The following is an 11,763-nucleotide window of genomic DNA, read 5'->3' on the forward strand; positions in this document are numbered from 1 at the left end:
ACGAACCGACAAGCTCGCCATCGCCTACCAGGCAGCACTCCACCTCGCCGGCATCCTCATCTGGACCCAACGCTGACCAAAGAGACAGAACCTAGGCACCTCGGGCCTGTCCTCACCGATCGGGTTCCCGTGCAAGCGCCGTCAGGATCCTGCGAACTCGCGCGCTTCAGCCAGGGGCGACGCCAAACTCCGGGGCCAGGGCCAGGGCCAGGGCCAGGGCCGGGGGCCAGGGCCAGGGCCGGGGGCCGGGGGCAGGGCCGGCAAGGAGCGGACGAGCCGATGCCCGGCGTTGCCGGCGACGGGGTGTGGTGGCACCCGGGCTCGTGGGGAGCGGCCGCACCGATGGCGGTCCCGGCGGGCAGCCGCCGCACGGGCCCCGGGACTTGCGGGCGGTTGCAGCGCCGACTGCGGGGCTTGCGGGCAACCGCTGCGCCAGCCACGGGAGTCGTGGGCAGCCCGCGCCACCGTGGGAGCTGTGGGCAGCCCCGCGTCGCCGTAGGACTTGCAGGCAACCGCCGCCCCGGCCGCGGGGATCTGCCAACCGCCGCATCGACCAAGGGAGTCGTGGGCAACCCCACGCCGCCGCGAAAGCTGCGGGCAACCCCACGCCGCCGTAGGACTTGCAGGCAACCGCCGCCCCGGCCGCACGACTTGCCGCTAGCAGACGTGCAGGCGGCAGGACTTGTCAGGAGCCGTCGTCCCGGCCGCGGCCGTGGTGGACTCCGCCGGTCTGGCCGGGAGCGGACGTGCCGGTTTCGGCCAGGGTGGGAGGCGGCCCCGGGCCGTTAACCTCGTGGCCGCCCGCCCGGTTCCTCGGGGCCCCGGCATGCCGGTCCGGCACCCCAGCCGGCGGCTGCCGGGAGGGCGGGCGGGAGCCGTTGATCCGGCCGGTCCCGTGCGCCCATGCTTGACGAGGGCTTGGCATGCGCATGCTCATGAAGGTGCCGTGGCGCGGCTCACCCGAGTCCGCCGCACACCTGTCGTTTCCTCCACCCCACAAGGAGACATGGTGCTACGACCACGAGGACTGTCCCTGGCGGGCCTGACGAGCCTGGCGCTGGCCACGGCCGCCGCCGGCCTGACCCTGCTGGCCGCGAGCGCCGAGGCGGCCCCCGCGCGCCACCTCCCCGCCGCGGCCCACGCGCCCGCCTTGGCCGCCGCCGCACCCGACATCGACGTCACCAAGGTGCAGGCGCACCTCACCGAGCTGAACGCCATAGCCACCCGGAACGGCGGCAACCGCAAGTCGTCCGGGCAGGGTTACCGCGACTCGGTCGCCTATGTGAAGGGCAAGCTGCAGGCGGCCGGTTACACGGTCACCGAACAGCCCTGCACCTCCGGCTGCGCCAGCGGCGCCGGGCCCAACCTGATCGCCGAGTGGCCCCGCGGCGACGCGTCCAAGGTGTACATGTTCGGCTCGCACCTGGACAGTGTCTCCGCCGGACCCGGCATCAACGACAACGGCTCCGGCAGCGCCACACTCCTCGAAGTCGCGCTGAAGCTGGCCCAGACCGATCCCTCGATGGCGGCGCGCGTCCGCTTCGGCTGGTGGACGGACGAGGAGCAGGGCCTGAACGGCTCGGACTTCTACGTCCGTTCGCTGACCTCCGCCCAGCGCTCGGCGATCAAGGCGTACTACAACTTCGACATGGTCGCCTCGCCCAACGGCGGCTACTTCATCAACCACATCACCTCCGCCGCCGCCGCGCCGATGAAGGCGTACTGGGACTCGCTGAACCTCCAGCCCGAGGAGAACACCGAGGGCGCGGGCCGCTCCGACGACTACTCCTTCGAGAACTACGGCATCCCGACCTCCGGTTACGCCATGGGCGCGAGCGCCCGCAAGACCTCCGCCCAGGCGGCCAAGTGGGGCGGCACGGCGGGCGCCGCGTACGACGGCTGCTACCACTCCTCCTGCGACACCACCGCCAACATCAACGCCACCGGCCTGAACCGCAGCGCCGACGGCGTCGCCTACACCCTGTGGAAGCAGGCGGTCTCGGACGCCGCACCGGCGAACGACTTCTCGGTCTCGGCGAGCCCCGCCGCCGGCAGCACCGACCCGGGCACCTCGCTGACCACCACCGTGTCCACGGCCACCACCAGCGGCTCGGCACAGACGGTGAACCTGTCCGCCTCCGGCGCCCCGGCGGGCGTCACGGTCTCCTTCAGCCCGGCCTCGGTGACCTCCGGCGCCTCCGCCACGGCGACGGTCTCCGTCGGCTCCGCCGTACCGCCGGGCACCTACCCGATCACCCTCACCGGAACCGGCACCGCCACGCACAGCACGTCGTACACGCTGACCGTGAAGGGCGCCGGCGGCTGCACACCGTCCCAGGCGATCTCCAACGGCGGCTTCGAGAGCGGTACGACGCCGTGGACCGGTGACACGAGTGCGATCGGGACGTTCAGCGGCCAGTCCGCGCACTCCGGGTCCCGGTACGCCTGGCTCGCGGGGTACGGCTACGCGGCCACCGACAGCGTCGCCCAGACGGTGACCGTCCCGGCGGGCTGCACGAAGGCGACCCTGAGGTACTGGCTGCACATCGACACCGCCGAGTCGGGCACGACGGTGTACGACACCTTCCAGGTCAAGGTCGACGGAACGGTGAAGCAGACCTACTCCAACGCCGACGCGGCCACCGGGTACACCGAACGCACCCTGGACCTGAGCCAGTACGCCGGCCGGCAGATCGCGCTCACGTTCACCGCCACCGAGGACTCCGGCCTCCAGACCAGCTTCGTCCTCGACGACGCCACCCTGACGACCGGCTGACCGCACCCGTACGACGCGGGAGCCGGGCCACCCCGGCCCGGCTCCCCTCCACGAGACCGCCCCGCTCCCCACGAGATGGGCCCGCCACCCAGGCCGGACAGGCATCCGGCCAGGCAGGCACGCCCCACGCGCCCCTCCCGCCCCGATCACCGGCTCCCCGGCCCGCGGCGACCTGCGTGCACGCCGGGCCGGTCCGTCAGCGCTTCGCCGCGAGCTCCTTCAGCGCGATGTTGAGCGCCAGGACGTTCACCCGGGGCTCGCCCAGGAAGCCCAGCGTGCGGCCTTCGGTGTGGTCCGCGACCAGCTTCTCCACCCGGGCGAGCGGCAGGCCGTTCCGCGCGGCGACCCGGTGCGTCTGGAGCCGGGCGTAGGCCGGGGAGATGTCGGGGTCCAGTCCGGAGCCCGAGGAGGTCACCGCGTCCGCGGGTACGTCGGAGGGCCGGACGGTGTAGCCGGGCACCGAGTTGTCCCTGACCACCGCGGCCTTGGCGTCCTCGATCCGCCGGACCAGCTCCCCGCTGTCGGCGGCCAGGTTGGTGGCGCCGGACAGGAGCAGGTGGTACTGCGTGTTGACGTTGTTGACGCCGAGTCCGTTCGCCGGGCGGCCCTGGAACCACCTCGGGTCCGCGGCCGGGGTCTTCCGGCCCTTCTTCGGCGGCAGGCCGTAGGACTGGCCGATCACGGAGGAGCCGACGACCTTGCCGTCCGCCGTGACCTCGGAGCCGTTCGCCCGGCCGGGGAAGAGCCCCTGGGCGACGCCGGTGACGACGAGGGGGTAGAGGACGCCGGTCACGAGGGTCAGTACGAGGAGGGCCCTGAGGCCCGCCACGAGCAGCCGGGCCGTGTGGGTGACGGAGTGGTTCATGACGGTCAGCCGATCCCGGGGACGCAGGAGAGGAGCAGGTCGATGAGCTTGATGCCGGCGAACGGCGCGATCAGGCCGCCGAGGCCGTAGAGCCCGAGGTTGCGGCGGAGCATCCGGTGCGCACTCGTCGGCCGGTACCGCACACCCTTCAGCGACAGCGGCACCAGCGCGATGATGACCAGCGCGTTGAAGACGACGGCCGACAGGATCGCCGAGTCCGGCGAGGACAGGCGCATGATGTTCAGCTTGTCCAGGCCCGGGTGGACCGCCGCGAACAGCGCCGGGATGATCGCGAAGTACTTCGCCACGTCGTTGGCGAGGGAGAACGTCGTCAGCGCGCCCCGTGTGATCAGCAACTGCTTGCCGATCTCCACGATCTCGATCAGCTTGGTCGGGTCCGAGTCGAGGTCGACCATGTTGCCGGCCTCCTTGGCGGCCGACGTACCGGTGTTCATCGCCACGCCGACGTCGGCCTGCGCGAGGGCCGGCGCGTCGTTGGTGCCGTCGCCGGTCATCGCGACCAGTCTGCCGCCCGCCTGCTCCCGCCTGATGAGGGCCAGCTTGTCCTCGGGCGTGGCCTCGGCGAGGAAGTCGTCGACGCCCGCCTCCGCGGCGATCGCCTTGGCGGTCAGCGGGTTGTCACCCGTGATCATGACGGTCTTGATGCCCATGCGGCGCAGTTCCCCGAACCGCTCGCGCATGCCCTCCTTGACGACGTCCTTCAGATGGATGACGCCCAGGACGCGCGCGCCCCGGCCGTCCCGCACGGCGACCAGCAGCGGGGTGCCGCCGGCCTGGGAGATGCGGCCGGCGATGGCCTCGGCCTCGCGGCCGGCCGTACCGCCCCGCTCCCGGACCCAGGCGATGACCGAGGCGGTGGCGCCCTTGCGGATCTCGCGCCCGTCGACGTCGACACCGGACATCCGGGTCTGGGCGGTGAAGGCGATCCATTCGGCGTGCGCCGGCTCGCCCTGGTGACGTTCGCGCAGCCCGTACTTCTCCTTGGCGAGGACGACCACGGAGCGGCCCTCGGGCGTCTCGTCCGCGAGGGAGGACAACTGGGCGGCGTCCGCCAGCTCGGTCTCGGTGGTGCCGCTCACCGGCAGGAACCCGGCGGCCCGGCGGTTGCCGAGGGTGATGGTGCCGGTCTTGTCGAGCAGCAGCGTGGAGACGTCACCGGCGGCCTCCACCGCGCGGCCGGACAGGGCGAGCACGTTGCGCTGCACCAGACGGTCCATGCCCGCGATCCCGATCGCGGAGAGCAGGGCGCCGATCGTGGTCGGGATCAGGCAGACCAGCAGGGCGACCAGCACGACCATGCTCAGGTGCGTGCCCGCGTAGGCGGCGAACGGCGGCAGCGTGGCCACCGCGAGCAGGAAGACGACCGTCAGCGAGGCCAGCAGGATGTTCAGGGCGATCTCGTTGGGGGTCTTCTGCCGGGCCGCGCCCTCGACCAGCGCGATCATCCGGTCGATGAACGTCTCGCCGGGCTTCGCCGTGATCCTGACGACGATGCGGTCGGAGAGGACCCTCGTACCGCCGGTGACCGCCGAACGGTCGCCGCCGGACTCGCGGATGACCGGGGCGGACTCGCCGGTGATCGCCGACTCGTCCACGGACGCCACCCCCTCGACGACGTCCCCGTCGCCCGGGATGTCGTCCCCGGCCTCGCAGACCACCAGGTCACCGGGGGTCAGGCCGGTGCCCGGGACACGTTCCTCGGAGCCGTCCGGGAGGAGCCGGCGGGCCACCGTGCCGGTCCTGGCCTGGCGGAGGGTGTCGGCCTGTGCCTTGCCGCGGCCCTCGGCGACCGCCTCCGCGAGGTTGGCGAAGAGCACGGTCAGCCACAGCCAGGCGCTGATGGTCCAGCCGAACCAGTCCCCCGGGTTCCGGGCGGAGCACACCGTGGTCAGGACGGAACCGGTCCACACCACGAACATCACGGGTGACCTGACCATCACCCGCGGGTCCAGCTTGCGAAAGGCGTCGGGAAGGGACTTGAGCAGTTGCCCGGGCTCGAACAGGCCGGCGCCGACCCGTCCTTCGGCGGGCTTTCGCCCGGTGGGGACGTCGGTGTGCGGCGCTCTGGTGGGTGTGGCTGTGCCCATGGAGTTCTCTGTGTTCTCTGAGTGGGGTGTGGTCGCCGCGATCCCTGTGTTCTCTGTGCGGGTGGTCATCAGGCCAGTCCTTCGGCGAGCGGGCCCAGGGCCAGGGCCGGGAAGTACGTCAGACCGGTGACGATCAGGATCGCGCCGGCCAGCAGGCCGGTGAACAGCGGAGTGGCGGTGCGCAGGGTGCCCGCCGTGACCGGTACCGGTGTCTGCCCGGCGAGCGAGCCGGCCAGCGCCAGGACGAAGACCATGGGCAGGAAGCGGCCGAGCAGCATGGCGAGCCCGGTCGTGGTGTTGAACCAGTCGGTGTTCGCGTTCAGACCGGCGAAGGCCGAGCCGTTGTTGTTCGCCGCCGACGTGAAGGCGTACAGCACCTCGGAGAAGCCGTGCGCACCGGAGTTGAGCATGGAGTGCGACGGGCCCGGCAGCGCCAGGGAGGCGGCGGTGAGGACCAGCACCAGGGCCGGGGTGACCAGGAGGTAGCAGGCGGCCAGCTTCATCTCCCGGGCGCCGATCTTCTTGCCCAGGTACTCCGGGGTGCGGCCGACCATCAGGCCGGCGAGGAACACGGCGATGACCGCCATGACCAGCATGCCGTAGAGGCCGGAACCGGTGCCGCCGGGCGCGATCTCGCCGAGCATCATGCCGAGCAGTGCGAGACCGCCGCCGAGACCGGTGAAGGAGGAATGGAAGGAGTCGACCGCGCCCGTCGAGGTGAGCGTGGTGGACACCGCGAAGATCGCGGAGCCGCCGATCCCGAAGCGGACCTCCTTGCCTTCCATGGCTCCGCCGGCCGCCTGCGGTGCCGGACCGTGGTGGGCGAACTCCGTCCACATCATCAGGGCGGTGAACGCCAGCCAGATGGCGGCCATCGTGGCGAGGATCGCGTAGCCCTGCCTGACCGAGCCGGCCATCACCCCGAAGGTGCGGGTCAGCGAGAACGGGATCACCAGGATCAGGAAGACCTCGAACAGGTTGGTGAAGGCGGTGGGATTCTCGAACGGGTGGGCGGAGTTGGCGTTGAAATAGCCGCCGCCGTTGGTGCCGAGTTCCTTGATGGCCTCCTGGGAGGCGACCGCGCCCCCGTTCCATTGCCGGGGGCCGCCCGTGAACTGCCCGACCTCGTGGATGCCGGCGAAGTTCTGGAGCACGCCGCAGGCCACCAGGACCACCGCCGCGACCGCGGCGAACGGCACCAGGACGCGCAGGGTGCCGCGCACCAGATCGGTCCAGAAGTTGCCCAGCTCACCGGTGCGGGAGCGGGTGAAGCCGCGCACCAGCGCGACGGCGACGGCCATGCCCACGGCGGCGGAGACGAAGTTCTGCACGGCCAGACCGGCGGTCTGCACGACATGGCCCATGGTCTGCTCGCCGTAGTACGACTGCCAGTTGGTGTTGGTCACGAAGGACACGGCGGTGTTGAACGACTGTGCCGGGGACACCGGGGAGAAGCCCAGCGAGCCGGGCAGGACGCCCTGAAGCCGCTGGAGCAGGTAGAGGAAGAGCACCCCGGCCGCCGAGAAGGCGAGGATGCCCCGTAGATAGGCGGACCAGGTCATCCCGGCGTCGGGGTCGGCACCGATGCCCCGGTAGATCCACCTCTCGGCGCGCAGGTGTCTCTTCGAGGCGTAGACCCGGGCCAGGTACGTGCCGACGGGGACGTGGACGAGTGCCAGGGCGCCCGCGAGGGCGAGCAGTTGGAGCACGCCCGCGGGTACGGGACCCAGGTCGCCCGCTGCGGCAGCGGCTGATGTCACCGTCAGAACCTCTCCGGGAAGATCAGGGAGAGCACGAGATAGCCCAGCAGGGCGACGGCCACGATCAGGCCGACGACGTTCTCGGCGGTCACAGCTTCGTCACCCCCTTGGCGACGAGGGCCACCAGCGTGAAAGCCGCGAGCACGGCGACGACGAAGGCCAGATCGGCCATCGCTAACTCCTGGAGTGAGGTGCGGTGAAACGGACGGTTAGAGGAAACCTCCGCCGTGACCGGATCCGGTCGCCCGTTGACGGCTCCCTTACGGCGGACCGCACGACGTTGACGGATTCCTTACGGCTGCTCTTGTCCCGGGAGGCCCGCACCGGAAAGATCACTGATCATGCGTCTCGATGAACTCGGCACCGTGGAACGTGAGCTGTGGAACTCCTTCGCGCGGGGCGCGGCCGTCGAGGTCCCCGCCGGCACGCCGGCGACGGAATCCGCCGTACGGGCCGACGTCATCGCGGCGCTGCTGCTGGGCACCGGGCCCGGGACCGCTCCCGGCGACCGCCCGGCACTGCGTCTTTCCGGCGCCCGCATCACGGGCCGCCTGGATCTGAGCTTCGCCGAGATCACCGTGCCGGTCGTCCTGGCGGACTGCCGCTTCGACGAAGTGCCGCTCCTCCAGGGCGCCAGGATGCGCGAGTTGGCCCTGCCCGGCAGCCGTCTGCCGGGTCTGGTCGCGGACACGGCGCGGATCGACGGCCGACTGGTGCTGGCCCGCTGCCGCCTGACCGGTGCCCTGGTACTGAACCGCGCACAGATCAACGGCGATCTTGACCTCCGCGAGGCGGTGGTCACGGCACGCAAAGCCGAGGCGATATCCGCGGTCCATGTGGCCGTCAGCGGTGACGCGCTGTGCAGCCACCTCGCCGTCCAGGGAGGCTTCCGCATCTCGGGTGGCGTCATCGACGGGGAGTTCGACCTGGAGGGCGCCTCCCTGAGCAACCCCGGCGGGCACGCGCTGGACGCCTATCACGTCCGGATCACCGAGGACTTCACCTTCCACCCGGGCTTCAGGGCCGAGGGGCGGATCATCCTGTCCGGTGCCACGGTCTCGGCCGCGATCGGTTTCTGCGGCGCCCTGCTGGACAACGCCGGCGATGTCGCGCTGGAGGCCGTCGACGTCAGCGTCACCCGCAATGTCGACCTCGGCCAGGGCCTCACCGTCGTGGGCGGCGTCCAGCTCGACGGCAGTCGCATCGGTACGCAGCTCAGCTTCCGCGACGCCACGCTCGCGCGTCCCGGCGGCACCGCGTTGTCACTGCGGCTCGTCCAGGCGCGGGAGACCGACCTGCGGACCCGGCGACCGGTCGACGGCACCGTCGACGCGCGCAATGCCCGGCTGGGCACCCTGTACGACACCCCGGACACCTGGCCGGCCCGCCTCCGGCTGACCGAGGCCACCTACGACGCGCTCGCGCACCCCCTGACGGCCGCCGAGCGGCTCGACTGGCTCCGGCGCGGCACCGACGGTTACCTCCCGCAGCCGTACGAGCAGCTCGCCGCCGCCTACCGCCGGCTCGGGCACGAGGACGAGGCACGCACCGTGCTGCTGGCCAAACAGCGTCACCGGCGCGCCACGCTCCCCCCGCACAGCGGTGCCTGGGGTCACGTCCAGGACGTGACCGTCGGCTACGGCTACCGGCCCCTGCGCGCCGGCCTGTGGCTCCTGGCCCTGCTCGTCTGCGGTGCGGTCTTCTTCGGCGTCCATCCTCCCGCGCCGCTCGAGGCCGGCAAGGCACCGCCGTTCAACGCGGTCTTCTACACGCTCGACCTGCTGGTCCCCATCATCACCTTCGGGCAGGAGGCGGCTTTCGCACCGCGCGGCACCGGGCAGTGGCTCGCCTACGGGCTGACCGCCGCCGGCTGGATCCTCGCCACGACCGTCACCGCCGGGATCTCGCGGGCCGTCAGCCGTCAGTGACGGACCGTCCCGCCCCGGCCGGGTGAATCGTCAAGGAATCGTCCCGCAGAAGTTCACTGTGCGTACAACCTTTCGTTTCCTCCTCGGGTCACCTCTGCGGAGTCGTTCGACTCCCCAGATCCACACGTGGGGACAACACATGCACATCCGTGCCTCCAGCGCCGTCGTAGGCGGCGCTCTGGCCCTGTCCGCTCTCGCCGTGCCGGCCGCGCAGGCCACCGGCGGCGAGGGTGACACCCGGATCACCAAGGTGGTCGTGGACGGCGACAACAGGGTGGCCATCGGCACCTCCGCCGTCACCTTCGACGTCAGCGTGACCGCCACGGACGATTCGGGCATCACAAGCGCCGACGCGTTCACTCTGCACGGCCCCGGCGACGGGCACCTCACGACCGGGACGCCCACCTGCGCCCAGGTCGACGCCACCACCTCCACCTGCACCGCCTCCGTGACGGTCGATCCGAGAACGGACCACCTCACCAACGCCAACGCCGGCACCTGGTACGTGGACGCGCGGGTGACCGCCCAGGACGGCCACTACCAGGACAAGGACAGTGCCGGCTCCTTCTCCTTCCAGCGCGCCACGAAGCTCACCGCCGCCGACGCCGCTCCGGAGCCGGTGAAGAAGAACAAGACCCTCACCGTCACGGGCACCCTCACCCGCGCGGACTGGGAGACGCTGACGTACACCGCGTACCACTCGCCGGACGTGATGTTCCAGTTCCGCAGGAAGGGCGCCGGCACCTACTCCGCGCTCCGGTCCGTCAGGGCGGACGCCGACGGCAGGCTGAGGGCCACCGCCCTCGCCTCGCTCGACGGTTACTACCGTTTCCACTTCATGGGTGCCTCGACCAGCGCCCCGGGCAGCGGCGCGGGCGATTACGTCGACGTACAGGGCACGACGGCGGCCGCCCCGACCGGCACCGCCCAGGGCACTCCGTACCCCCTGGACGTCACCTTCCGCGACACCAAGGTCAACGGCGGGAAGAACATCGTCGTCGGCACCGGCACCGCGAAGAAGGCGGCCGTCACGTTCACGCTGGAGCACGGCGCGGACGTCGACATCCACGCCTCCGACTTCGTCGTCGGTGTCGAGCTGTACCGCGGCAACTCGCTCGACGAGGCGACCGCTCTCCTGGCCGAGGCCAAGCCGGTCTGCGCGGACTCCCCCGCCTCCCCCGCGACCCTCGCGACGTGCACGGCCACGGTGACGGTCGACCCGGCCGAACTGCGCGACGAGCTGGCCGGCGGCTGGCGGACCGGGATCTACGCCATCGCCTTCAACGGCCAGGACAGCGGCGGCGCGCAGGACCCGGGCAGGATCGGGCTCGCGACGCGGGACAGCGCCAAGGACTTCCGCCTCCAGCGCTCCGTCAAGCTCACGGCCGACGCCGCTCCCGAGCCGGTCAAGAAGGGCAAGACCATTACGGTCACCGGCCTGATCAGCCGCGTGAGCTGGAACGACGGCAAGTACCACGCCTTCTCCTCCGGCACCCTGTCGAAACTGGAGTACCGCAAGAAGACGGCGAGTTCCTACACCACGCTGAAGTACAGCGGTCGGATCGAAGCCGGCCACCTGAAGGCCACGACCACCGCCACCTACGGCGGTTACTACCGTCTCACCTACCCGGGCAACCTGATCAGCCCGGAGGTCAGCTCGTCGGGCGACTACGTCGACGTGCGGTAAGTGGTAAGCGGTAAGCGGTAACCAGTAGGCAGCGGCCGGCGATCCACGAACGACAGCCGTCGCCGTCTACGGCGTTGCCGGGACGGGGCCGCGGCATGAGGGGGGCGTCCTGCGGGCGCCCCCCTCTTTTCGGCGCCCGTCCCGGCCTGGCCGCCCGCTCACACGGATGTCGGCGTGTTCCGGGACCACGGCGCCCCGGCCGGCCCGGTGGCGGACCGCCGCCGGGACGGGAACAGGGACTCCAGTGCCCAACGGCCCGGTCCCAGGGCGGCGATGAGGAGGAAGGCCCAGCAGAACATGGCCGCCGGTTCGCCGCCGTTCTCGATGGGCATGACCGCGTGGGCCTGGTGCACGTCGAAGTAGGCGTACGCCATGGAACCCGAGCACAGCACGGCCGCGACGCGAGTGCCCAGGCCGCACATGACCAGTATCCCGCCGACGAGTTGGATGACCGCGGCCCACCAGCCGGGCCACTCGGCGAACTTCGGCTCGGCGCCGTGCGGACCGCCCAGGACGCCGAACAGGGTGGCGGCTCCGTGACAGGCGAACAGCAGTCCCACGACGATCCGGAACAGGCCGAGCACGTGTTCCTTGCTTCTTTCCAGCGCTTCCATGGGAGGTGCTCCTCTCTCACGCAGC

8 protein-coding genes are annotated in these 11,763 nt (G+C 71.3%); 3 read left to right on the top strand and 5 right to left on the bottom strand.

What is annotated here, in order from left to right; all coding sequences use genetic code 11:
• Positions 1-1,006: 1,006 nt before the first annotated feature.
• On the top strand, positions 1,007-2,776 hold the full coding sequence (locus ACZ4SV_RS27930) for a M28 family peptidase (protein WP_468007360.1): 1,770 nt from the start codon (positions 1,007-1,009) through the stop codon (positions 2,774-2,776).
• Between the two features lie 196 nt (positions 2,777-2,972).
• On the opposite strand, the gene ACZ4SV_RS27935 is transcribed toward ACZ4SV_RS27930, so the two are convergent.
• From ACZ4SV_RS27935 to kdpF, 4 genes are all read right to left on the bottom strand, one after another.
• Entirely contained in the window at positions 2,973-3,641 is a 669-nt protein-coding gene (locus ACZ4SV_RS27935) for a potassium-transporting ATPase subunit C (RefSeq protein ID WP_468007362.1), read from the bottom strand.
• 5 nt (positions 3,642-3,646) lie between these two features.
• Complete coding sequence (gene kdpB, locus ACZ4SV_RS27940; protein ID WP_468007364.1) at positions 3,647-5,749, bottom strand: potassium-transporting ATPase subunit KdpB; 2,103 nt, start codon at positions 5,747-5,749, stop codon at positions 3,647-3,649.
• A gap of 68 nt (positions 5,750-5,817) precedes the next feature.
• Complete coding sequence (gene kdpA / locus ACZ4SV_RS27945) at positions 5,818-7,479, bottom strand: potassium-transporting ATPase subunit KdpA (protein WP_468007668.1); 1,662 nt, start codon at positions 7,477-7,479, stop codon at positions 5,818-5,820.
• A 32-nt stretch (positions 7,480-7,511) separates the two neighbouring features.
• Positions 7,512-7,601 (bottom strand): K(+)-transporting ATPase subunit F, encoded by a 90-nt coding sequence (gene kdpF / locus ACZ4SV_RS27950; RefSeq protein ID WP_468007366.1) that lies wholly within the window; start codon positions 7,599-7,601, stop codon positions 7,512-7,514.
• Between the two features lie 249 nt (positions 7,602-7,850).
• On the opposite strand from kdpF, the gene ACZ4SV_RS27955 reads away from it, so the two are divergent.
• Together ACZ4SV_RS27955 and ACZ4SV_RS27960 are read left to right on the top strand one after the other, a co-directional pair.
• A complete protein-coding gene (locus ACZ4SV_RS27955) occupies positions 7,851-9,437 on the top strand; it encodes an oxidoreductase (protein ID WP_468007368.1) in 1,587 nt (528 codons plus the stop codon).
• Between the two features lie 139 nt (positions 9,438-9,576).
• Positions 9,577-11,124, top strand: coding sequence for a hypothetical protein (locus tag ACZ4SV_RS27960; protein ID WP_468007370.1), 1,548 nt, complete (start codon positions 9,577-9,579; stop codon positions 11,122-11,124).
• Positions 11,125-11,282: 158 nt separating this feature from the next.
• Here ACZ4SV_RS27960 and ACZ4SV_RS27965 read toward each other — a convergent pair whose 3' ends face one another.
• Positions 11,283-11,738 (bottom strand): DoxX family protein, encoded by a 456-nt coding sequence (locus ACZ4SV_RS27965; protein ID WP_468007372.1) that lies wholly within the window; start codon positions 11,736-11,738, stop codon positions 11,283-11,285.
• Between the last annotated feature and the right edge of the window lie 25 nt (positions 11,739-11,763).

The organism is Streptomyces sp. NPDC027672 (assembly GCF_055566335.1).